This is a genomic window from Dokdonia sp. (assembly GCF_039945015.1).
Lineage (GTDB): Bacteria > Bacteroidota > Bacteroidia > Flavobacteriales > Flavobacteriaceae > Dokdonia.
On sequence record NZ_JBDUXP010000018.1, the window covers coordinates 443,572 to 468,001 of the forward strand.

The 24,430-nt window shown below is 35.0% G+C and carries 22 protein-coding genes; 12 read left to right on the top strand and 10 right to left on the bottom strand.

Going from position 1 to position 24,430, the window contains the following annotated elements:
* Positions 1–2: 2 nt before the first annotated feature.
* A complete protein-coding gene (gene trmB / locus ABJD27_RS13565) occupies positions 3–677 on the bottom strand; it encodes a tRNA (guanosine(46)-N7)-methyltransferase TrmB (RefSeq protein ID WP_348170101.1) in 675 nt (224 codons plus the stop codon).
* Positions 678–749: 72 nt separating this feature from the next.
* Between trmB and ABJD27_RS13570 the strand changes: the two genes are divergently transcribed.
* On the top strand, positions 750–1,811 hold the full coding sequence (locus ABJD27_RS13570; RefSeq protein WP_348170103.1) for a glycosyltransferase: 1,062 nt from the start codon (positions 750–752) through the stop codon (positions 1,809–1,811).
* On the opposite strand, the gene ABJD27_RS13575 is transcribed toward ABJD27_RS13570, so the two are convergent.
* Positions 1,776–2,828 carry an ATP-binding protein gene (locus tag ABJD27_RS13575; RefSeq protein WP_348170106.1) on the bottom strand — a complete coding sequence of 351 codons (1,053 nt, stop codon included), beginning with the start codon at positions 2,826–2,828 and terminating at the stop codon, positions 1,776–1,778. The two genes, ABJD27_RS13570 and ABJD27_RS13575, sit on opposite strands and share 36 nt — an antisense overlap.
* Positions 2,828–3,511, bottom strand: coding sequence for a response regulator transcription factor (locus ABJD27_RS13580; RefSeq protein ID WP_348170109.1), 684 nt, complete (start codon positions 3,509–3,511; stop codon positions 2,828–2,830). The genes ABJD27_RS13575 and ABJD27_RS13580 overlap by 1 nt, the downstream gene beginning before the upstream one ends.
* Positions 3,512–3,719: 208 nt before the next feature.
* Between ABJD27_RS13580 and ABJD27_RS13585 the strand changes: the two genes are divergently transcribed.
* The 4 genes from ABJD27_RS13585 to ABJD27_RS13600 all read left to right on the top strand — a co-directional run bounded on the left by ABJD27_RS13585 (position 3,720) and on the right by ABJD27_RS13600 (position 8,580).
* Positions 3,720–6,275, top strand: coding sequence for a DUF5689 domain-containing protein (locus tag ABJD27_RS13585; RefSeq protein WP_348170112.1), 2,556 nt, complete (start codon positions 3,720–3,722; stop codon positions 6,273–6,275).
* A gap of 115 nt (positions 6,276–6,390) precedes the next feature.
* On the top strand, positions 6,391–7,368 hold the full coding sequence (locus tag ABJD27_RS13590; protein WP_348170114.1) for an acyl transferase: 978 nt from the start codon (positions 6,391–6,393) through the stop codon (positions 7,366–7,368).
* Positions 7,369–7,449: 81 nt separating this feature from the next.
* Positions 7,450–7,899 (top strand): YHS domain-containing (seleno)protein, encoded by a 450-nt coding sequence (locus ABJD27_RS13595; protein ID WP_348170216.1) that lies wholly within the window; start codon positions 7,450–7,452, stop codon positions 7,897–7,899.
* A gap of 228 nt (positions 7,900–8,127) precedes the next feature.
* Positions 8,128–8,580: a YHS domain-containing (seleno)protein gene (locus tag ABJD27_RS13600; protein WP_348170117.1), complete on the top strand. Its 453-nt coding sequence runs from the start codon at positions 8,128–8,130 to the stop codon at positions 8,578–8,580.
* A 78-nt stretch (positions 8,581–8,658) separates the two neighbouring features.
* Here ABJD27_RS13600 and tyrS read toward each other — a convergent pair whose 3' ends face one another.
* Complete coding sequence (tyrS, locus tag ABJD27_RS13605; protein WP_348202054.1) at positions 8,659–9,954, bottom strand: tyrosine--tRNA ligase; 1,296 nt, start codon at positions 9,952–9,954, stop codon at positions 8,659–8,661.
* An 83-nt stretch (positions 9,955–10,037) separates the two neighbouring features.
* Here tyrS and ABJD27_RS13610 point away from each other — a divergent pair, with 83 nt between their 5' ends.
* Positions 10,038–11,036, top strand: coding sequence for an NAD-dependent epimerase/dehydratase family protein (locus tag ABJD27_RS13610; RefSeq protein ID WP_348170123.1), 999 nt, complete (start codon positions 10,038–10,040; stop codon positions 11,034–11,036).
* On the opposite strand, the gene ABJD27_RS13615 is transcribed toward ABJD27_RS13610, so the two are convergent.
* The 3 genes from ABJD27_RS13615 to ABJD27_RS13625 are packed head-to-tail and all read right to left on the bottom strand — an operon-like array spanning position 11,020 to position 13,609.
* Positions 11,020–11,538, bottom strand: a complete 519-nt coding sequence (locus ABJD27_RS13615; protein WP_348170126.1) for a DUF4296 domain-containing protein — start codon at positions 11,536–11,538, stop codon at positions 11,020–11,022. The two genes, ABJD27_RS13610 and ABJD27_RS13615, sit on opposite strands and share 17 nt — an antisense overlap.
* Complete coding sequence (locus ABJD27_RS13620) at positions 11,538–12,878, bottom strand: dihydroorotase (RefSeq protein WP_348170129.1); 1,341 nt, start codon at positions 12,876–12,878, stop codon at positions 11,538–11,540. The genes ABJD27_RS13615 and ABJD27_RS13620 overlap by 1 nt, the downstream gene beginning before the upstream one ends.
* Positions 12,879–12,880: 2 nt before the next feature.
* Positions 12,881–13,609, bottom strand: a complete 729-nt coding sequence (locus tag ABJD27_RS13625) for a polyprenol monophosphomannose synthase (protein ID WP_348170219.1) — start codon at positions 13,607–13,609, stop codon at positions 12,881–12,883.
* Positions 13,610–13,717: 108 nt separating this feature from the next.
* Between ABJD27_RS13625 and ABJD27_RS13630 the strand changes: the two genes are divergently transcribed.
* The 5 genes from ABJD27_RS13630 (at position 13,718) to ABJD27_RS13650 (ending at position 17,598) form a co-directional block, all read left to right on the top strand.
* Positions 13,718–14,374 carry a DUF4271 domain-containing protein gene (locus ABJD27_RS13630; protein WP_348170132.1) on the top strand — a complete coding sequence of 219 codons (657 nt, stop codon included), beginning with the start codon at positions 13,718–13,720 and terminating at the stop codon, positions 14,372–14,374.
* Between the two features lie 28 nt (positions 14,375–14,402).
* Positions 14,403–15,149, top strand: a complete 747-nt coding sequence (locus tag ABJD27_RS13635) for a uroporphyrinogen-III synthase (protein ID WP_348170135.1) — start codon at positions 14,403–14,405, stop codon at positions 15,147–15,149.
* Between the two features lie 161 nt (positions 15,150–15,310).
* Complete coding sequence (aspS, locus tag ABJD27_RS13640) at positions 15,311–17,059, top strand: aspartate--tRNA ligase (RefSeq protein WP_348170138.1); 1,749 nt, start codon at positions 15,311–15,313, stop codon at positions 17,057–17,059.
* Positions 17,052–17,312 carry a hypothetical protein gene (locus ABJD27_RS13645; RefSeq protein ID WP_348170140.1) on the top strand — a complete coding sequence of 87 codons (261 nt, stop codon included), beginning with the start codon at positions 17,052–17,054 and terminating at the stop codon, positions 17,310–17,312. The genes aspS and ABJD27_RS13645 overlap by 8 nt, the downstream gene beginning before the upstream one ends.
* Positions 17,313–17,406: 94 nt before the next feature.
* A complete protein-coding gene (locus tag ABJD27_RS13650) occupies positions 17,407–17,598 on the top strand; it encodes a cold-shock protein (RefSeq protein ID WP_121917541.1) in 192 nt (63 codons plus the stop codon).
* 73 nt (positions 17,599–17,671) lie between these two features.
* Here the strand turns inward: ABJD27_RS13650 and ABJD27_RS13655 are convergent, their stop codons facing one another.
* The gene (locus ABJD27_RS13655; protein ID WP_348170144.1) at positions 17,672–18,121 is read right to left on the bottom strand and encodes a nucleoside deaminase; all 450 of its coding nucleotides are present in this window, start codon (positions 18,119–18,121) and stop codon (positions 17,672–17,674) included.
* 52 nt (positions 18,122–18,173) lie between these two features.
* On the opposite strand from ABJD27_RS13655, the gene ABJD27_RS13660 reads away from it, so the two are divergent.
* Complete coding sequence (locus ABJD27_RS13660) at positions 18,174–19,925, top strand: 1-deoxy-D-xylulose-5-phosphate synthase (RefSeq protein ID WP_348170147.1); 1,752 nt, start codon at positions 18,174–18,176, stop codon at positions 19,923–19,925.
* 53 nt (positions 19,926–19,978) lie between these two features.
* On the opposite strand, the gene ABJD27_RS13665 is transcribed toward ABJD27_RS13660, so the two are convergent.
* Together ABJD27_RS13665 and ABJD27_RS13670 are read right to left on the bottom strand one after the other, a co-directional pair.
* Positions 19,979–22,627, bottom strand: coding sequence for a T9SS-dependent M36 family metallopeptidase (locus tag ABJD27_RS13665; RefSeq protein ID WP_348170150.1), 2,649 nt, complete (start codon positions 22,625–22,627; stop codon positions 19,979–19,981).
* A gap of 370 nt (positions 22,628–22,997) precedes the next feature.
* On the bottom strand, positions 22,998–24,329 hold the full coding sequence (locus ABJD27_RS13670) for a deoxyguanosinetriphosphate triphosphohydrolase (RefSeq protein ID WP_348170222.1): 1,332 nt from the start codon (positions 24,327–24,329) through the stop codon (positions 22,998–23,000).
* Positions 24,330–24,430 lie beyond the last annotated feature (101 nt).

Here is a 24,430-nt window from a genome sequence, read left to right on the forward strand (position 1 = left end):
GGTTATTTAACTCTAAATTTAATATAAGTTATTGGTTTTCCTTCTGCAAGGTATTGTTTTTCATAAAATGTTTGAATGCCCGTCACTTCTTTTGGAGAATATTCGTTTTTATATACATGATGATTTGCATGTAAAATCTCATGCCCTTCTCCATGTAAAAGTCCTAACGTATATCCATGCATAAACTCAGAATCTGTTTTAAGATTAATCGTTCCTTCTGACTCTAGAATTCCTTTATATTTTTGAAGAAATTCAGAATTTGTCATTCTGTGCTTAGTACGTTTATACTTAATTTGCGGATCAGGAAAGGTGATCCATATCTCTGCTATTTCTGCTTTCGCGAAAGCGTGATCAACAAGTTCTATCTGTGTACGCATAAACCCTACATTGGTCAAGTTTTCTTCTAATGCAGTCTTAGCACCTCTCCAAAAACGCGCTCCTTTAATATCTATTCCAAGAAAGTTTTTATCAGGATTAGCCTGAGCTAATCCAACAGAATACTCTCCTTTACCACAACCTAATTCTAAAACAATAGGGTTATTATTTTTGAAAAAATCAGTTTTCCACTTACCTTTAAGAGGAAAATCACCATTAACTAATTCCTCTCGACTAGGCTGAATGACATTACTAAAAGTATCGTTTTCACGAAAACGTTTTAATTTATTTTTACTTCCCAAAAAAATGCTATTTAATATTTTGGTAAAATTAAGGAAACTTTCAGTAGGTATAACTGTCTGATATTTGCATTTATGAGCGAATCTATAAATATATTGGTAGCCCCTCTTAATTGGGGATTAGGTCACGCAACTCGCTGTATTCCAATTATAAGAACGCTACAACAAGAAGGGTATACGGTTATTATAGCAAGTGATGGGGAGGCATTAACTTTATTAGACAAAGAATTTCCTGAATTATCAAAAGTATCATTACCATCTTATGATATAGAATATGCCAAAAAAAAGCAGCATTTTAAACGTAAAATGATCTCTAGTATTCCTAAGATATCAAGAGCTATACGTAAAGAACACAAGGCACTAAAACAGATCATAGCCACCTACAACATCAAAGGTGTTATTTCTGATAATAGGTTAGGGTTATACACCTCAAAGATTCCTACTATTTTTATCACACATCAATTACAAATCTTAAGCGGCAAAACAACTGCTACGACTACTTTTTTACATAAACGTTTTATAAAACGTTTTAATGAATGTTGGGTTCCTGATTATATGGGTAGTTCTAATTTAAGCGGAATTCTAGGACATCCTACAAAAGGAAATTACAATGTGAATTACATAGGTCCTTTAAGCAGAATGAAAAAAAGAACATTACAACAACGCTATGATGTCCTAGTGGTTTTATCTGGTCCAGAGCCTCAAAAATCAATACTTGAAGCTATCTTACTTAAGGAATTAAAAAAGTATAATGGTTCCGTTCTATTTATACAGGGACGTATTAAAGAAGAAGAACAAAGATCTACACAAAAGAATATAGAAATCGTAAATTTCTTAACGTCCGAAAAACTATCTGAAGCCATAAATAGTGCTGGTTTTATAATAGCTCGATCTGGATACACAACAATTATGGACCTAGCTGCTTTACAGAAAAAAGCTTTTTTCATCCCTACACCAGGACAAACAGAACAAGAGTATCTTGCACAACGTTTAAAAGAAAAAGGAATCGCCCCATATTCAAGTCAAGACACATTCAAGGTAAAAGATCTTACAAAAATTGAGGTGTATAGCGGTTTCAACAAACCTCAAGAAACAATAGATTTAAAGAAGTTTTTCGGCCTTTTCAAGAGTGAATGAAAACTCAGAACCAACTCCAAATTCGCTCTCAACATAGATCTTCTCCTCATGCGCTTCAATAATATGCTTGACAATAGAAAGACCTAGTCCAGAACCTCCCACTTTACGATTACCCGATTTATCTACACGATAAAAGCGTTCAAAAAGTCGAGGGATATGATCACTCTCAATTCCCTCCCCATTATCCGTAACACGGATCAATACTTTATTTTGAATTAAATCCTGTATACTGACTTCTGTTGTTCCATCTTTTTTTCCGTATTTGATAGAATTTTCTATAAGATTTGTAAGCAATTGCTGTATACGTTCTTCATCTGCATTTACAACGATAGGAGTTTCATATTCTACGTCAAAAGTTAAGGTTACATTCTTTTTTGTTGCTTTCATTTCAAGCAATTCAAATGTATTTTTAACCAATGCCACCACATCAAAATAAGTGTAATTGAGATTTAAATCTCCTACTTCTAGTTTTGTAATCATATCTAGGTCATTTACCAGATAGATAAGACGTTCTACTCCTTTATCTGCTCTTTCTAAATACCTTTTTCTAACAGATTTATCTTTGATAGCTCCATCTAATAAAGTAAGAATATATCCTTGTACTGTAAATAATGGCGTTTTGAGTTCGTGAGCTACATTTCCTAAAAAGTCTTTACGATACTCATCTTTAATTTTAAGTGTTTCTATTTCAAGTTTTTTACTTGTTGCATAACGCTCTACTTCTTCTGTAAGAGATTTTATATCTGTAGTAATTCTAGCAGGTTTAAGTTCTGCATCTTCAAGAAGCGTAACCTCATCATAGATTTTTTTTACCCGTTGATAAATAAATATTCTAGTTCGGAAATATATAATAGCAAAAAGAAATACAAAACTAAAGACTGCGACCGCGCAGATTAATCCCCAATCTATATATCCTTGCCTGTATCCTATGAATATAAGTATTCCAGAAAAAAAAAGCGTTACATAAAGAGCCGTAACTATCGAAAAACCATATGACCTCCTAAAGTCGCTTGTCATTAAACTACAAATTTATACCCTACTCCTTTAATTGTTTTAAAAGACTCATCCCCTATTTTCTCTCTTAGTTTACGTATGTGTACATCTATCGTACGACCACCTACAACTACTTCATTCCCCCACACTCTATCTAGAATATCTTCTCTTTTAAAAACTTTTCCTGGCTTTGAAGCCAGTAACGAAAGTAATTCAAACTCTTTTCTCGGTAAAACAATTTCTTCTTTTCCCTTAAGTATTTTATACTCTTCTCTATCAATAACAATATTTCCAACCTTTATCACCTCAGAAGATTCATCTTCTTCCTTAAGTCTACGTAATAATGCTTTTACTTTACTTATAAGAACTTTAGGCTTTATAGGTTTTGTAATATAATCATCTGCCCCAGCATCAAATCCTGCAACCTGAGAATAATCTTCTCCTCTAGCTGTAAAAAATGTAATAATTGTACTTGACAAATCAGGATTTTTACGCAATAATTCGCAGGCCTCTATCCCATCCATTTCTGGCATCATTACATCTAAAATAACAAGGTGAGGTTTATGTTTTTTACCCAACTTAACAGCTTCTACACCATTTGCCCCAGTAATCACTTGGTATCCTTCATTAGATAAATTATACCCAACAATCTCCAATATGTCTGGCTCATCATCAATCAATAATATTTTGATGTCTTTATTCTTCATAGTCTTATAATATGATTTAGACTTTATAAATATAGTCTTTTATCTATTTTTATTAAATGACTAAGATAATTCATTAGGTATGTTACTAAGTATATCCCAATATTAAGAATGGGTTAAATATTTACGCTTTCGCGAAAGCAAAAAAACAAAAACAAATCTCATCAATTACATTTTGTACATTTGCACCTTATTATTCAAACAACTAATTATGAAAAAAATTACTTTTTTAATTGCATTATTAATCTCTAGCTTTTCTTTTGGACAAGTGGTTATAAACGAGGTTGATGCAGATCAAACAGGAACAGACACCATGGAGTTTGTTGAACTCTTTTCTGAGACACCAAATCAATCTCTTGATGGACTCGTTCTTGTTTTATTTAATGGATCTGATGACGCCAGTTATAATGCAATAGATTTAACAGGTTTTTCTACAGATGCCGATGGATTTTTTATTGTAGGAGGAGATGAAGTTATGGGTGCAGACATTATGATAGGCGCAAATAACACCATTCAAAATGGAGCCGATGGAGTTGGAGTTTACACTGGAAACATTGTCGATTTTCCAAATGACACTCCGGCAACAACAACAAATCTTATAGACGCTATCGTTTATGGAACAAATGATGCTGATGATGTAGATTTATTAGCCGCTTTAGGAGAAACAGTACAATACAATGAAGACAATGTAGATGCAGACATAGAGTCATTACAACGTCGTAACGACGGGACGTTTTGTACAGCAACACCTACGCCACGTGCAACAAATGGATGTTCTGCTTGTGCACTTGTTTTTAGTTTTAATGACGCTACTTGTGATGCCGTAACTGGTGGACAAGATGCTGTTACCTACCTAGTAGATTTTACTGGTGGAGGTGGAGAAACTGTTACTTTAGCACTTGATGAAACAGGTACAATATCTGGAGATGATCCAAGTACTCAAGCAACTGGAACTATTTCTATAAGTGTTAGTGAAGGTCTTGATTTTGCACTAACTGCAACTGGAGCTACGTGTGATGTTTCTATCGATTTATTTGCCGTAAACTGTGCTCCTACTGCAGATGTTGCAGACATTGCCACTTTAAGAGCTAGTACAGAAGGAGCAGAGTATGTCCTTACTGGAGAAGCGATTCTTACTTTCCAACAAGACTTTAGAAATCAAAAATTCATAGAAGATTCAACTGGAGCGATCCTTATAGATGACTCAGCAGGAACAATTACAACTATGTATGCTATAGGTGATGGTATCACAGGTATCTTAGGAACGTTAACTTCTTTCCAAGGAATGTTACAATTTGTTCCTTCTCAAGATTCTGGAGCAGCAAGTTCTACTGGAAATGCTGTTACTCCACAAATGGTTACAATTACAGCGCTTAATGCAAACCCGAATGATTTTGAATCTGAGTATGTACAAATAGCAGACGTTACTGTAGATAACTCTGCAAATTCAACATGGGTCACTGGAACAGAATACCCACTTTCAAATCCTGATGGAGATTATGTATTTAGAACTTCATTTTTTGATGTAGACTACATTGGAGAAAACGTTCCTACAGAAGCAACTATAGCTGGTATCATTACTGAGCGTAACAATGGAGATTTCTTCATCACTGCACGTGATATGAATGATATAGAAAACACATCTTCTTGCTCACTAGTTCTAGGAGCTATCACAACAACATGTGATACTGCTACATCTGGTCAAGATGCAACAACAACAACGATCGCATTTACAGGAGGTGGTACAGAAACATATACACTTAACTTAGTAGGAGGAGGAACCATTGGAGGAGATGATCCTTCTAGTGTTGCTACTGGTACTATCACTTTAAATGCAGTTTCTGAAGCAACAACTGTTACTCTAGAAATTACGAGTGCAAACTGTGATCTTTCTACAGATGTTACGACTCCTGCATGTGAAGAAGCTCCAGAAGTAGCTACGATAGCAGCTTTAAGAGCTGAAGTTGAAGGAGAAGAATACGTACTATCTTCAGAAGCAATCTTAACATTCCAACAGACACAACGTAATCAAAAATGGATAGAAGATGCAACAGGTGCTATTGTTATTGATGATTCTGCCGGAATTATCACTACAGCATACAATGAAGGAGATGGCCTTACAGGAGTAAGAGGAGTTTTAGGATCTTTTAATGGCCTTTTACAATTTGTTCCTACACAAGATCCTGGCGCTGCAACTTCAACTGGAAACCCAGTAGAGCCGCAAGTAGTGACGATAACACAACTTAATGCAGACAGTGAAGCATATGAGTCTGAATATGTTGCTGTAGCATCTGTAACTGTTACAAATACTACAGGAGACACCAACTGGCTTATGGATACAAACTATGAAATCACAAATGCTGATGGTACTTTCATATTACGTACAAACTTTGATGAGGCCGATTATGTAGTAAATCCAGATGTTATACCTACGACTACAGTAAATATTGCTGGACTTATTGGTCAATTTAATGCAGATTATCAGATTACTCCTAGAAATTCTGGAGATATTGACATTACGCTTTCTGTAGGTGAAAACACAATCGAAGGATTATCTATATATCCTAATCCTGCTCAAGACATAGTTACTATCACTACTGCTTCAAATACAGAAAAAGAAGTAACTGTATTTGATATTACAGGAAAACTAGTATTAAGTACAACAACTGTAAATACAATTGATGTACGTAATTTACAAACAGGTATCTATCTTATGACTATTAAGGAGAACGATACCCTTGCTACTGCAAAGTTGATTATTAGATAAAATCAAACAATAGTTATATATTTTAAAAAGCGTCCTATTAGTATAGGACGCTTTTGTTTTATACAATGTGAATCAAATTCATTAGGGATTAATACCTTTGCCATAAATATACCCTATGGAATACCAAGATATTTTTGCAATACAAAACTCTCAAGAATTTGAGCAAAAAGCCCTTGACGTATTTAGGTATCAATTTGAACATAATACAGTATATCGTTCTTTTTGTGATCTTCTTTACAAACACCCAAGCGATATTAAATCTATAGAAGACATTCCTTTTTTACCAATTGATTTTTTTAAATCTCACGAAGTAATTTCTTCTCAAAAAGAAACACAAGCTATATTTACAAGTAGTGGAACTACTGGAAGTATCGTAAGTAAGCATTATGTAAAAGACCTTTCTATTTACGAAACTAGTTTTCATAAAGGGTTCACACAAGATTATGGAGATATAAAAGATTATGTAATACTTGCTTTACTCCCTTCATACCTTGAGCGCAATGGTTCCTCTCTTGTCTATATGGTTGACAAACTCATTAAAGCAAGTCATCACGACGATAGTGGGTTTTATCTTGATGATCACCTTGCCTTAAGTAAGAAACTAAAAGAACTTGATGCTTCTGGACAGAAAGTACTCCTTATAGGAGTTAGTTTTGCCCTTCTAGATATTATAGAAAAATACACATTTACATTAAAGAACACCATTATTATGGAAACTGGTGGGATGAAAGGAAAACGTAAAGAACTAATACGACAAGAACTTCATGCTATTCTCAAAGAAGGATTTGGTGTTTCGACAATACATAGTGAGTATGGCATGACAGAATTGTTATCTCAAGCATATTCAAAAGGAAATGGCCTTTTTACAACGCCACCATGGATGCGTGTACTTACTAGAGACACAGAAGATCCATTATGCATACTATCCAGTTTAAAAACTGGAGGTCTCAATATTATAGACTTAGCAAATATACACTCTTGTTCATTTATAGCCACTCAAGATCTAGGTAGTGTCCATACTGACGGAAGCTTTACTGTTATAGGACGATTTGACGATTCTGATATAAGAGGATGCAATCTTATGGCACTATAAATATTCTTAAAAATCTTATAATTATGTTAAAAATGTAATGTTCTTTATTTTTAACGACCTAACCCATGTAAAGTTTTAATGATGAAAAACATTTTAATAGTATTAATTGCCTTTGTAAGTTTTAGCACTTTTGCGCAACAAACAGATTATTATCTTAAGAAAGGATATGTTGCTGAAGGATATGACGTTACTGAATATTTTAATAATAAAGCAGTAGAAGGTAATAAAGAATTTACAACAACATATGACGGAGTCAAATTCAAATTTGCAAGTCAAGCAAATCTAGACAAATTCAAAGCAAGTCCAGATATGTTTCTTCCTCAATATGGCGGATACTGTGCATACGCAGTTGCAGATAAAGGAAAAAAAGTAAGTGTTGATCCTGAAACATTTGAAATAAGAGATGGAAAGTTATATCTCTTTTACAATTCTTGGGGAACTAATACACTTGAAAAATGGATTGAAGAAGGTCCTGAAAAATTAAAAGGTCAAGCAGATGCTGCTTGGAATAAAGTAAAATATAACAAATAGAAGATATTCATAATTGATTGGTTAGTTAGTTAGAAAACCCTAGTCGTGCACCTTGCCGCTAGGGTTTTTGCATATATACTATTTTGACATTCTACAACAAAGTTACTTCAAACGACATTACTTGTCTAAAATATTATAATAAAGAAAAATTGACATTTTTTAGTAAGGTTTTCTTTTTACATCGACAGAGACGATATAAATTATAAACCAATAAATAAAAGAACTCGCATGAAAAAGTTAGCATTCTTACTTATATTATCATTTATCGGAGTATCTTCACAAGCGCAGCAAATTGACTATTATTTAGATAGCGGTTATGTTGCAGAAGGATATGATGTGACAGAATACTTTAACAACAAATCTGTAGAAGGAAGTAAAAGTTTTACAACCACTCACGATGGCGCAAAATTCAAGTTTAACTCTCAAGCAAACCTTGATAAATTTAAAGCAAATCCAAACAAATACATCCCTCAATATGGAGGCTATTGTGCTTACGCTCTAGCTACTAGTGGAAAAAAAGTAGATGCAGATCCAGAGACATTTGAAATACGTGATGGAAAATTATACATGTTTTATAATTCTTGGGGCACAAATACGTTTAAGAAATGGAAAGCTGGAGATCCTACAGTATTACGTCCTAAAGCTGACAAACGTTGGAGCGTAGTAAAATATAAAAGTTAATTTCACCCCTAAATACCAGAACCCCCCATTAGAACTTTTCTAATGGGGGGTTCGTTTTTTTATAAAGAAGTACGATTTTTAAATCACCTTGATGAGATACTTGTTTTTCTTCCCTCTTTGCACTAAAACAAAACGATCGTTAATTAAGTCACTTTCTTGTATCATAAAACCTTCTTGAACTTTTACAAAATTTACAGATACTGAGTTTTCCTTAAGTGCTCTTCTTGCTTCACCATTAGATTTTAAAAACTTTGTTTTCTCTGCCAATGCACCTATTACATCCAATCCGTTTTCAAACTCTGTTCTTGGTAGTTCTGCTGTAGGAACGCCCTCAAAAATACTTAAGAATGTTTCTTCATCTACTTTTTTTATGTCTTCTGCAGCAGTTTTACTAAAAAGGATATTTGAAGCTTCCTCTGCCTTTGTATAAGCATCCTCACTGTGTACTGTAATAGTTACTTCTTTAGCCAGACGCTTTTGAAGGGTTTTTCTATGCTCTTGACCGCTATGCTCTTCAATCAAAGCCTCTATTTCTTCTTGAGATAAGAACGTAAAGATTTTAATATATTTTTTAGCATCATCATCGCTCGTATTTAACCAGTATTGGTAAAACTTATAAGGAGAAGTACGCTTAGCATCTAACCACACATTACCCCCTTCACTTTTTCCAAATTTTGTCCCATCAGATTTTGTGATTAATGGGCATGTAAGCGCATATCCTTTTCCGCCGCCTATACGACGAATAAGTTCTGTACCTGTAGTAATATTCCCCCATTGATCACTACCTCCCATCTGTAAAGAGCACTCATGATTTTGATAGAGATGTAAAAAATCATATCCCTGTACAAGTTGATATGTAAATTCTGTAAAAGACATTCCATCGGCAGATTCTCCAGACAAGCGATTTTTTACAGAATCTTTTGCCATCATATAATTTACTGTAATGTGCTTTCCTACATCACGTATAAAGTCTAAAAACGAGATCTCCTTCATCCAGTCATAGTTATTTACCATCACCGCTTCATTTTCTGCTCCCGAAGTAAAATCTAAAAACTGTGATAATTGCTCACGAACACATTCTTGATTATGACGAAGTGTTTCTTCATCCAGCAAGTTACGCTCAGACGATTTCCCTGAAGGATCTCCTATCATTCCCGTAGCACCTCCTACAAGGGCTACTGGTTTATGCCCTGCTCTTTGAAAATGTGCAAGTAGCATAATAGGCACGAGATTTCCTATATGCAAAGAATCTGCTGTAGGGTCAAAACCCACATATGCACTACGCATAGCTTCCATAAGGTGTTCTTCCGTATTAGGCATTGCATCGTGCACCATACCTCTCCATTGCAGTTCTTGAACAAAATTTTTAATCATTTACTTTCTTTTTGAAGATGCAAAGATAAAAATTAAAGTGGCGTTATTCGCGTACCTAAGCAGAGTAGATTATATTTATACTCATGATTTTAGTTACTGGAGGAACAGGTCTCGTCGGAATGCATCTATTACTTGAACTTACTCAAGAAAATAAACCTGTGCGCGCACTATTCAGATCGCTGGATAAAGTAAAGGGGGTGGAGGCTTTTTTTGCTTTCGCGAAAGCGCAAACACATTTTAAAACCATACATTGGGTAGAGGCAGATATCACAGATGTACCATCACTCACATCTGCTTTTAAAGACATAACTCACGTCTATCATTGTGCTGCACTTATTTCTTTTGACCCCTATGATTTTCAAAAATTATTAAAAACCAATGTTGAAGGCACTGCAAATGTGGTTAATCTATGCCTATCCCATGAAGTAGATAAACTTTGCCACTTAAGTTCTGTTGCTACATTAAGCAAGTTGCCTGATAACCCTATAACAGAAGAAAATGTATGGGATCCAAATGATAACAACTCTGTATACGCAATCTCAAAATACGGAGCCGAAATGGAAGTATGGCGAGCAACTCAAGAGGGTTTAAAAGCGATTATTTTTAATCCTGCAATTATTTTAGGCGAAGGTGACTACACTAAAGGGAGTGGTATATTAATAGATCGCGTCTTAAAAGAAAAATCTTTTTTCCCTAAAGGCGGTTGTGGTTTTATAGACGTAAAAGATGTGGTTAGACTTATGATTGCTGGATTATCTAGTGACATCACAAAAGAGCGATATATCTTAGCAGGACATAACATGCCCTATAAAGATATTTTAGAACTCATGGCACAACATCTTTCTAAGAAACCACCCAAAAAACCTCTTTCTAATGGGATACTTAAAGCACTTGTCATAGGTGATCTTTTAATAGGAATATATACTCGTAAAAGAAAATTTACCCGTATAGGAGTCGCCTCCATACAAGAAACATCATATTACAATTCATCTAAAGCAAAAGAGCAATTATCATACATCCCTACTCCTATAGGAAAAACACTAGATAGAATTAAATTACATCTTTCTACAAAGAATCAATAACTACTTCCTTAGCACTTTTAGATGGAAACGTAGTAATTGTTTGTTTTTTCTCTTTCTTACCAATGATTGTATCTAGACCTTTTGATTTTAAACTATCTTTTTTCTTTCTTAGTGATTTTGCCTTCTCGGTGCGTAAAGAATCTTTAACCTTTTTTTCTACCTTTGCTATAGAGTCAAAATGTAAAAACTCTTCATCTACCCGTTTTTGAATATCTAGATACATTTCCTTATAACTTTCTATATCTGAAGAATAGTATGTTACATTTTCTGCAAATTGCAGACTATCAATATTATATTTATCAAATATGTATGTCTCAGGAGTCACTCCATATTTACTAAGCTTTTGCACATCATATCCCCTTGCACCATTTATAATGGCTACATCATAAATAATTTCTTGCATTGTTGTCCTTTCAATAAGGTTTGCAGGTTTTTCAACAGATGGTATATCCTGACAGGATATGACAACACAAACTAAAAGAAAATATAAAATAGACTTCATTATCGTTCAAAAGTTAATCGTTCTCCAAAAGTATCATCATATACTTTAAAGTTCTTGTATGCAAGCCTACCATTTACGAAGGTATGTGTTATACGTGACTTAAATGTTGTTCCTTCAAAAGGAGACCATCCGCATTTATATAAAATATTCTCTTTCTGTACAGTCCAAGGAGCATTTAAATCAACCAAAACCAAATCTGCCTTATACCCTTCTTTTATATAACCACGACCTTCTACTTGAAATAAAATGGCAGGATTATGGCACATTTTTTCAACTATTTTTTCTAAAGAAATACGCCCTTGATGATAAAACTCTAACATCGCTGGCAATGCGTGTTGCACAAGAGGTCCTCCACTTGGTGCTTTTGTATACACTTGACTTTTTTCTTCTATAGTATGAGGTGCGTGATCTGTTGCTATTACATCTAATTTATCATCCAACAAGGCTTTAAAAAGTGTCTCTCTATCTGCAGCTGTTTTGACAGCAGGATTCCATTTGATAAGTGTTCCCTTTTCTTCATAATCTTCATTAGAAAACCACAAATGATGAATACATACCTCTGCTGTTATCTTTTTTTCTTTTAATGGGATTTTATTATCAAACAATTCTGTTTCTTTCCCTGTAGATACATGGAATACATGAAGTCGTGCGCCTGTCTTTTTTGCCAATTCAATAGCTCTAGAAGACGAGATATAGCAAGCTTCTTCACTTCGAATAACAGGATGTAAATGCACAGGAATATCATCTCCGTAACGTTCTGTATAAACAGCAAGATTATTCTTTATAGTATCCTCATCCTCACAATGTACTGAGATTAATAAATCTGTAGCAGAAAATATTTTTTCTAAAACCTTCTCATTATCTACTAGCATATTCCCTGTAGAACTTCCTAAAAACAACTTTAACCCTGCAACTTTCTTCTTATCTACTTTTAAAACCTCATCAAGGTTATCATTAGTTCCCCCAAACATAAAGGAATAATTAGCGTGAGAAGTTTTGCTCGCAATTGTAAATTTCTCTTCTAATTTCTCTATCGTTGTTGTTTGAGGATTTGTATTAGGCATTTCTATAAACGAAGTGATTCCTCCCGCAACAGCAGCCTTAGACTCACTATGTATAGTTGCTTTATGCGTAAGCCCAGGTTCCCTAAAATGTACTTGATCGTCTATAACACCAGGCAACAAATACTTCCCTTCGGCATCAAAAACGTGCACATCAGAAGACTTTGCACTTATACTTTCCCCTATTTCTTTAATAACCCCTTGATGTATGAGAATGTCTCCGCGTACAATACTACCCTCATTTACTATATGTACATCTTTTATTAATATTTTCTCCATAGTTAGTGTTTCCCCTTAAAAAGATGGTTTAATCGTAATCGTATTACTCCAAAAACAGCTTCAGAGATAATTCCTTTACTCATTTTACTTTGCCCCTTAGTCCTGTCTGTAAATACAACAGGAATTTCTACAATAGCAAACTTCTTTATATATGCTTTATATTTCATTTCTATTTGGAAAGCATATCCTACAAAACGTATTTTATTTAAATCTATGGCCTCAAGAACCTCTTTTTTATAACAAATAAAGCCAGCGGTTGTATCATGTATGTTCATCCCGGTTATTAAACGCACATATTTTGAGGCTCCCCAGGAAAGCAAAACTCTACCCATAGGCCAGTTTACAACATTAACCCCAGTAACATATCGTGATCCTATAGAAACCGAAGCATTATCTTTTGCACAAGCATTATACAAACGGATAAGGTCATTAGGGTTATGTGAAAAATCGGCATCCATTTCAAAGATATACATATACTCCTTTTGCAATGCCCATTTAAATCCTGCAATATACGCCGTTCCTAATCCTAATTTCTTTTCTCGTTCTATAATAAACAAACGCTCATCATAATCTACTTGTAGCTCTCTTATCTTATGAGCAGTACCATCTGGCGACCCATCGTCTACAACAAGAATATGAAAAGCACGTTGTAGTGCAAAAATATTACGCACAAGTCGTTCTATATTTTCAATTTCATTATATGTAGGTATTACCACTAAAGCATTTGCCATTCTTATTGCTTTCGGCAAATGTACTTATTTTCTAGGTGTAGAAAATATCAAGTTGGTGGCTTTTACACTTAATTTATGGTATTTTTAACGCATCTTAAACATCTCTATTTGGAAACCACCTTAAAAACAATCATTAATAAAGACTGGATAGCACTACTTCTTATCCTATCATTTATTGTGATAGCAGTGGCCAAATTTTTTTATGGACAACGATTTCTGAACTTAATTCCATTTTTAGGTTCTGACAAATATGTTATGACTCGATCAAAAGACAAAGGGTTTTTCAACCTCTTTACTATCTTATTATCGGTGCATCAAATCGTTTTAATATCACTATTCCTTTTTTTATGGTATACTATCAGTTTAGGAATAAACTATTCAGAATCTCCTGATTTATATATCAAAATCCTCATAGGATATGCTGTTTTTGAGGTTATAAGAACACTTATAGATAAAATAATAGGGTATTTATTAAACATTCAAGGGATAATGAATATTTATCTTTTTAGAAAACTCAACTTCAAAAACTTTTTAAGCATCCTCATCCTGGCGCTATGTTTCTTCATTATTTATAGCGATTACACGACGACTCGTTTCTTATATATAAGCCTCGGAATTATCATTATTGCATACTTCATATCGTTAGTATTGACAATAAGTAAACATCAAGAGCAAATTCTTTCGTTGCCGTCTTATTTTATTTTGTATTTTTGCACTCTCGAAATAGCACCCTACTATATTTTGTATCATTTAACAACAAATTAAAGTAGTGTTTTATAAATAAAGAGCATCTATGAAAGTGAAAACTATTTTGGTCTCGCAACCCAAGCCAAAGGTTGAAAACTCCCCTTATTTTGAGTTAGAACAAAGGCAACGCGTAAAGATAGATTTCATCCCATTTATCCATGTGGAGGGAGTCTCTAGTAAAGAGGTGCGATTACAAAAAGTAGACCTCAAAGACTACACAGCTATCATCTTAACAAGTCGTAATGCTGTAGATCATTTTTTCAGAATTGCTGAAGAAATGCGTTTTAAAGTACCAGACACTATGAAGTATTTCTGTCAAAGTGAAGCTGTTGCTTTTTACCTCCAAAAGTATGTCGTCTACCGTAAACGTAAAATTTATGTTGGTAAGCGTACATTTATAGAAATGACGCCACTTATTAAAAAACATAAGACTGAAAAATTCTTACTACCATCTTCAGATAAGCTTAAAGATATCATTCCTGAGAGTTTAAATGACCTAGGTGTCGACTGGAAACAATCTACATTCTACAAGACTGTTGTAAGTGACCTCTCTCATCTAGAAGATGTATTTTATGATGTCTTAGTATTCTTTAGTCCTAGTGGGATAGAATCATTGCTTCATAATTTTCCTGACTTCAAGCAAAATGACACTCGTATTGCTGTATTTGGGAATACAACAATAAAAGCTGCCGAAAAAGCAGGTCTTAAAATAGATATTCAAGCACCTACTCCACAGACACCGTCTATGACGATGGCTCTAGAAAAATACATAAAAGAGGTAAATAAAAAATAACAACCTTCTTTACAATATCACAAACCCGCAGAAGAATACTGTGGGTTTTTTTATACGCTTTCGCGAAAGCGTAACACTCACTATCAAAAATTATCAGGAGATAGCCTGTAACAAATGATATCTTCCTATTTTTGCAATCAAGAAAAAAGCATCAAAAATACATGTACAGAAGTCACAACAACGGAAGCTTAAGAGCTAGCGATATTAATACAGAAGTTACGTTATCTGGATGGGTTCAGAAATCTAGAGATAAAGGATTTATGATATGGGTTGATTTACGGGATCGTTACGGGATCACTCAACTTATTTTTGACGAAGATCGCACCTCTAAAGTAATTATGGAACACGCTCGCACATTAGGGCGTGAGTTTGTTATCCAAGTAAAAGGAACTGTTATCGAGCGTGCTTCAAAAAACCCCAATCTTCCTACTGGAGATATTGAGATTTTGGTTTCCGAACTCACCGTTCTTAATGAAGCACTACTTCCTCCTTTTACTATAGAAGATGAAACCGATGGAGGAGAAGATGTGCGTATGAAATACCGATACTTAGACATACGAAGAAACCCTGTGAAAAACAGTTTGATTTTTCGTCATAAAGTAGCGATAGAAGTGCGCAAATACCTTTCTAATCAAGATTTTATAGAAGTAGAAACACCATACCTTATTAAATCTACTCCAGAAGGTGCTCGTGATTTTGTAGTTCCTTCTCGTATGAATGAAGGACAATTTTATGCGTTACCACAATCACCGCAAACCTTCAAACAGCTCCTTATGGTAGGAGGTATGGATAAGTACTTCCAAATTGTAAAATGCTTTAGAGATGAAGATTTAAGAGCAGATCGCCAACCAGAGTTTACTCAAATAGACTGCGAGATGACTTTTGTAGAACAAGAAGACATCTTAAGTATTTTTGAAGGCTTGACACGTCATTTACTTAAAGAGATAAACGATGTTGTCGTAGATAAATTCCCAAGAATGTTATACGATGATGCTATGCGTCTATATGGGAATGACAAACCAGATATCCGTTTTGGAATGGAGTTTGGAGAACTTAATGCCGTTGCACAACACAAAGAATTTAATGTATTTAACAATGCAGAACTTGTTGTAGGAATTGCAGTTCCTGGTGGTAATAGCTATACTCGCAAAGAGATTGATAAACTTATAGATTGGGTAAAACGCCCACAAGTAGGTGCCTTAGGGATGGTATATTCACGTTGCAATGACGACGGGTCATATAAATCTTCTGTAGATAAGTTTTATGATCAAGATGATCTTGCAAAATGGGCTGAAGTTACTGGAGCAAAACCAGGAGACCTCATCTGCGTACTTTCTGGTAATGTAAATAAAGTAAGAGCACAATTAAGCGCATTACGTATGGAGCTTGCAGAACGTTTAGGACTTAGAGATCCAAAAGTATTTGCGCCATTATGGGTTATTGACTTCCCATTATTAGAACTTGATGAAGAAACAGGTCATTACCATGCAATGCACCACCCATTTACATCACCTAAACCTGGACAAATTGAATTACTGTCTACAGATCCTGGTGCAGTAAAAGCAAATGCTTATGATCTTGTTCTTAATGGAAACGAAATAGGCGGAGGTTCTATTAGAATACATGACAAAGCGACACAAGCATTAATGTTTGATTATTTAGGGTTTACTCCAGAAGAAGCAAAAGCACAATTTGGCTTCTTAATGGACGCTTTTCAATACGGAGCTCCTCCACATGGAGGTCTTGCTTTTGGATTAGATAGACTTGTTGCAATATTAGGCGGCCAAGAAACGATACGTGATTTTATTGCATTTCCTAAAAACAACAGTGGTCGTGATGTAATGATCGATGCTCCATCTGCAATAGATCAAGAACAACTTAAAGAATTACACTTAAAATTAGATGCATAAAGCAAGGCGCATATTCATCATTATTTTATTCTTTCTCCTCGCAGGATTACTTTCTTATGGCTATTATTATAAAATATCTGTTAATGAAATAATAGGCAATAAAATGATTGGTTTTGCTATTGCTGGAGGCTTTTTTGTGCTCATGCCTACGTTTATTTATCACAGATGGAAAGACAAGGATGTGAAAGATTATATGCTTACAAAAGAGAATATTATGAAAATGAAGGAGTATAATGACTCGAAAGAGCCTTGAATTTCATTAGATTACAAAAATAAAACACTGCAAAAACAATATGTTAAAAATAAAAACGTAAGTTTGCGCTTTATTAATATTTTTATTTTTTATAATGGAAGGAACAGTTAAATTTTTCAATGAGTCAAAAGGTTATGGTTTTATAACTAACGACGATACTGGTAAAGACATCTTTGTACACGTTACAGGTCTTAACGGTGAAACTATCAACGAAGGTGACAAAGTTGAGTACGTAGAAGAAGAAGGAAGAAAAGGAATGACAGCTGCACAAGTACGTGTACTGTAATGATATAGATATTATCTTTTTACGATTATGAAGCCTGCTTTTAGCAGGCTTTTCTATTTCTAAACACTATTTTCTAGCTCAAATTACGTCTTTCAGCAAAGAAGCGTTTTAGTAAATCTTCTGATTCTTTTGCGAGCACACCTCCTTCTATTTTGGTTTTGGGATGTAGCGTAGTTCCCATCGTTCCATATCCTCGTTGTGCGTCATTGGCACCAAATACAATTCGATCTATCTGACTCCAATACAAAGCACCTGCGCACATTTGGCAAGGTTCTAAAGTCACATATAAAGTACATTTTTGCAAATATTTCCCTCCTAAGTAATTTGCAGCCGCAGTAATTGCTTGCATTTCTGCATGTGCAGTAACATCCGTAAGGCGCTCTGTAAGATTATGCGCTCTTGCAATTATTTTATTATGTATAACCACAACAGCTCCTACAGGAATTTCTCCTTCTTCATAAGCAGTTTCTGCCTCGACAAGGGCTCTCTTCATAAAATAAACATCATCAAAAGGATCTAGCATAGGAATATATTTCAGTATTCAAAAATACAATATCAAGACGTACCTTTGCCATATGTTAGATCATATTGACAGTCCCGCTTCATTAAGACAGCTTACTCCTGACCAACTCCACGTAGTCAGCAAAGAATTACGTCAATATATTATTGATATCGTTGCCACCAAAGAAGGCCATTTAGGAGCTAGTCTTGGCGTTGTAGAGCTTACAGTGGCCTTACACTATGTATTCAACACCCCAAAAGATAAACTTATTTGGGACGTAGGGCATCAAGCCTATGGTCACAAAATCTTAACGGATAGAAAAAATACATTTTACACAAATAGGCAAAAGGGAGGCCTTAGTGGTTTTCCAAAAATCTCAGAGAGCATTTACGACACTTTTGGTGTAGGACATAGTAGCACTTCTATTTCTGCCGCATTAGGTATGGCTATCGCTGCAAATCTTCAAGGCAAAACCGAACAACAACATATTGCGATTATAGGAGACGCCTCTATCGCAAGTGGTATGGCCTTTGAAGGACTAAATCATGCAGGAGTAACAGATGCAAACTTACTAGTCATCCTTAACGACAATGCGATAGGAATAGACCCCAGTGTAGGTGCTTTAAAAAAATATCTTACAAATGTCAAAAAAGGAACAGCGCGAGAAGAAAACATTTTTGAAGCACTTAATTTTAAGTATCATGGTCCTGTAGATGGACATGACATACAAACCCTCATAAATACATTTGAAAAGCTTAAAAAAATTAAAGGGCCAAAGTTTCTTCATGTAATTACTACAAAAGGAAAAGGGCTAGCTCTTGCAGAAAAACATCAAATAACCTATCACGCCCCAGGTAAATTCGATGCTATTACTGGAGAACGTCAAACAAAAGACACCACACAATTACCTCCAAAATACCAAGACGTATTTGGACATACAATTGTAGAACTTGCTTCTAAAAACAAGGACATTATAGGAATTACTCCAGCAATGCCTACAGGAAGTTCTCTTAAATACATGATAGAAACTTTTCCTGATCGCGCATTTGATGTTGGTATAGCAGAGCAACATGCTGTTACACTATCTGCTGGGATGGCGACACAAGGAATGATTGTATTCTGTAATATATATTCTACTTTTTTACAGAGAGCTTACGATCAAATCATTCATGATGTAGCTTTACAAAATCTTCCTGTTATATTCTGTCTTGACAGAGCAGGGCTTGTTGGCCAAGATGGACCTACACATCACGGTTCTTTTGACCTCGCTTATTTAAATTGCATCCCCAATCTTATTATTTATGCCCCTAAGGATGAAATAGATTTACGCAATATCATGTATACCGCACAGTTAGGGCTTCCTAACCCTATCGCTATACGTTATCCGAGAGGACGAGGAATTACTTTAGACTGGAAAATGCCATTTCAAAAAATCAATATTGGAAAAGGCACCTGTATTCAGAAAGGAAATCGTATTGCAGTCCTATCTATTGGCACCATAATACACAATGCTATACAGGCAACTCAAGACAATCCACAACTGGCAAGCATTTATGATATAGGTTTCTTAAAACCTATAGATACTGATTTACTAGATATTGTTTTTGACACCTATGAAATCGTCATCACGCTAGAAGATGGCACTATAAAAGGAGGTCTAGGAAGTGTTGTTACTGATTACGCTTTCGCGAAAGCGTATAAAGGCATTATAAAACCACTTGGACTACCAGACCATTTTATAGAGCACGGCACCATCGAAGAGCTACAAGAAGAAATTGGTATTTCGCCAGATGGTATTGCAAAAACAATACATCACTATATATAAAAAGCGAGAAACTTTATAGTTTCTCGCTTTTCTTACTATTTAATGTTTATTATTTAGTTAATAATAAGCTTTGAAGTAAATGTATTACTCTCGCTTGTTATGCTCATAATATAAACTCCCGTTGATAATCCAGTAGCATTTACAGAAACCGCTCCTTGTAAGCTTGCATCTTGCTTATATACTTCTCTACCATTAATATCATAGATACGTACTTGCCCGTCTCCTAATGTACCTGCTACATTGATCGTAATTTGACCATTAGAAGGGTTAGGGAATATACTATATAAAGAATCTACACTAGCTTCATCTACAGATAAAGAAAGACAAGGAGATCCATCTCCTTCTGTAGGTGAATCAAAAGCTTCTACTTGATCAAATCTATCATCTGAACTTCCTTGTTCTGCACTAAGACCTACACCTCTAGCTGCAAATACATTCCAGATAGTACATCTAGCTTTATCTTTATCTTCCTCAGGAATAAGTGTATTAACTTCGACTGCTGCAAGAATAGCATCTCTACCATCTACAAATCCAGGACTACACGGTTGTAATTTTAATCCATCCATAACTAATTGTAATGCGATGTTGTTTCCGCGCTCTCCATTATATAAGTCTTCATTAAAGCCATACTCATCAATAAATGCCCAAGTCATATCCCATAATATAGTAGCCCATACTGTCCCAATTCCATGCGGTTGAGATATTTGACCACTATTAGCAACATCTGCATACGTTAAATCATTTACTGCAAAATCAGTACTATATGGTGCAGGTCTTATTCCCTGTCCATCAATAGGCTGATTAACTGCAAATGTTCCTACTCCTCTTCCTTGCTCTGCTGTATCAGTATCTCTCATTGTTAACATCATACCAAAGTAATCTGACCAACCTTCTCCCATTTGCTCCGCATTAGACAAGCAACCAGAGTTAAAACGACCTCCTGTTAAACGATTAGAAATACCGTGCCCATACTCATGGGTAATGATACCATTATCAAAACTACCATCTTTTAATCTTGGTCTAGCTGCTTTTACAATAACAGTTTCTCCGTTTTGTAATGCTGCTATTAAAGGGTCTCCGTCTGCTTGACTTACCATTCCTGCTGGAATTGAAGCTGTCGTTGTATCTGGATCTCCTCCTAAATTTATAGGAGCGTCTGCAACATTATTTACTATAATAACTCCTACAGCACCTGCTGCTTCGGCTGCTTCTACTTTGATAATAAACGTACAAGTACCTCTACGGATTACAGCAATCTTACCAGCAATGTCTCCTGCATTTGCAATAGGATCACAAGCATCTAATGGATCTCCTGAAGCATCTGTATCTTCAACCAGGACTAACTCACCCATAAGTGGATCAAGCTCCATTGAAGGGAATAAACCTGAGAATCCAGAAATTGTAAGTCCATAGTCACCTGCAATACCTGCTGGCTCTGTAACTTCTAAATTCCCTAGTTCACCTGTAGTATTCCATAAAAACATACGCATTGCTGGACTATTTCCATCTGGTGGAGTTCCGAACGTTGCATTATTTAAAGAACTACCGTCTTGAGAAAGAGCGAATACAAAATCATCTGCAGTTCCTCCATTTCCATAGTTATTTTCTTGAAAATTTCCTGATTCTTCATCAAATCCATATTCATAAAAAATATCGTGTATCACGTTATTCCAGTAAAATAAGTTTGTTGTTGCTGCATCTGTATAAGCAGGCCCATCTAATGTTAAGTCTACAGGAAAGTCAAAAATCAACTCAGCGCCTCCATCTGGAGATTCTCCTATATTGCTCTGTCCATCTAAGTCTTCGAATGCCCATACATTGTTTCCTCTTGTAATTGTAAATTCAGCACCTTCTGCTCCATTGTTATCATGCCATCCAAAAGGAGAAGCACTTGTTTGTGGCTCTACTATTAAAGGACGACCTCCATGATTTGGACTTTCTCGTGGTAACGCATATACTCTATATTGCTCACCAGCTAATAGTTCATTTGTCGCTGTTGCATCATTAAATCCAAAACCTGTTGTATTTTCTACATTTGAAGATCTAGATTCACTCTCGTGATCGTGACTTACAAATGTACAGCTTACAACCCAATCAAATTCTTCCAAAAGCTCTCCAGTAAGAGCGTCTACACGAACACTATACCAATGTCTTGAATCCAATGTGTGGATACTTAAATCCCAAGCTAACTTAAGCTCATTTGCTTCTGTAGGAAGATATACTAATTTCACAGGCACTTCTTCTAGAGAAACACCTCCTTGAGTGAGCACATATTCTTGAGAAGAAATAGTTTGTATTAAAGAAAAGCTTGACCCTCCTAGTCCTAAAGAAGCTGCCGCTTGAGAAGCTGCTTGAGTAGGAGTTACTACTGGAGAAGTCGCATTTACTCTAGATGCAATGTTCTTCTGTAGGTTATTTGAAAGATATACAATCTCTCCATTTTTAAAAGCTGCATTTACAATTCCATTAAAGATTTCAATATTATTGATCTTTTGGATTGCATATACATGAGTCACTTCATTTTTTCGGGTAAGAACCTCATCGGTCACTGTTATACCAGAAATATCCTGAGTCGTTATTCCTAATGTAGATCTATTTGTTTCTAAATGATCTTTAATAATAACACCGTAATCCTGCGCATTTGTAAACGTGCAAAAAGAAACTGCACATACAAAAACTAATAATTTGTAAATTTTTAGCATATTTTTTTGATTTTGTTTTAAGTAATAGAATAAGAATTTAAACATTGTTTCTCTATATAATAACAATGTCATGTCAATAATTCCTACCACACATTAATTATTCAAACTTTTAAGAAAGAATCAAAAGTATTGTAAATTTATGAATTTTGAAATTTTAACGTAACAAATAATACAATATCACACTAATTTGCTTCTAATAAAACTGATTATTGAATAATTCGCAATAATTTATACGATATTCTCATAAATACATATTAAAAAGTATCTGTTTTGGCAATATCAAATCGTCAAGATAAAAACAGAATACATATTACTCCCTAAACACACTCACTATTGAGAACATGTATATAGACACATTCATGATAATTTCTTACCTCACATTAAGCCCTTTGAGTTTCTGAAATATGCGCAACGATTTACTATCTGTCATTACAGATACATAATTACAGATGCTCATTAACTCTTGATACACGGTCATTGTTTCATATTGGTTTGAGTCTTCAAAAAGTCGTAACACAAGTTTATCATAATGTGTAGGGTGTTCATGTATTGCCTTACAACGTTTATCGAGGAGGGTCGAGAGGATTTCATATCCTGCTATTTCTTTTTCGACGACTTCTTGGCTTTGATAAATATTTGAAACGCTAATCTTAAGAATGTCATTAATCTGGGCTTCATATTTGGATTTATCTAATAACGCTTTCGCGAAAGCGCCCTCAAGAATAGCTTCTTCATTTTTCATAAAGATTGTCACCGCCTCATCAATCAATGTTCCTATAGCAAGCGCACGTAAATAACCTACTCGCGATGCCTTTGTCGTAAGTTCATAATATTTTTTTGTGTTGATATTAGGCACTAGTTTTACCATATATTCCAACGCGTATTCTTCTGAAATCAGTCCAAGGTTAATTCCATCCTCAAAATCTATAATGGTATAACAGATATCATCTGCCGCTTCTACCAAGAAAGTTAAAGGATGACGCGCATAACTTATGTCCTTTCCTTTTCTGGTTTGAATAAGTCCTAATTCTTCTGCTACTTCCTGAAAGGCATTTTTCTCACTCTGAAAGAAGCCAAATTTCTTATCGGCAATATGTTTTGTAGGCTTTACAGGCAAGGATTCTTTAGGGTACTTCATAAAAGCGCCTAATGTTGCATATGAAAGACGTAAGCCTCCTGTTGCTCCAGGCATAGATTCTGTGAGTATTTTAAATCCATTTGCATTTCCTTCAAAAGTGCAAAGATCTTGATATTCCTTATCGGTAAGTTGTGATGCAAATCGTTTTCCGTTTCCGTTTTTAAAATAATCACCTATTGCTTTTTCTCCAGAATGTCCAAAGGGGGGATTTCCTATATCATGTGCTAGCGCTGCTGCTGCTACTATAGCTCCAAAATCATTAAACTGATAACCGTGTACTTCTGAAAGGTGCGGATATTTTTCTAAAATTTGTTTTCCTACTTGACGCCCTAGAGATCGCCCCACAACAGCCACTTCCAAACTATGAGTCAGTCGTGTGTGTACAAAATCTGTTTTAGATAATGGGATCACTTGCGTTTTGTCTTGCAGACTTCTAAAAGCCGAAGAAAAAATAATACGATCGTAATCTACCTCAAATCCCAGACGTGTCTCATCTTGCTCTTTACGCAATCGTTTATTTGTATCTCCTTGTCTTTTGAGTGATAATAAGCGTTCCCACTGCATCATAATATTCTGATTTTATAGTTGCAAGATACGCGTTGTTATGCTTTCGCGAAAGCGTAATTATTCACACTTCTTAATTAAGAAACATAAACGAAACATTA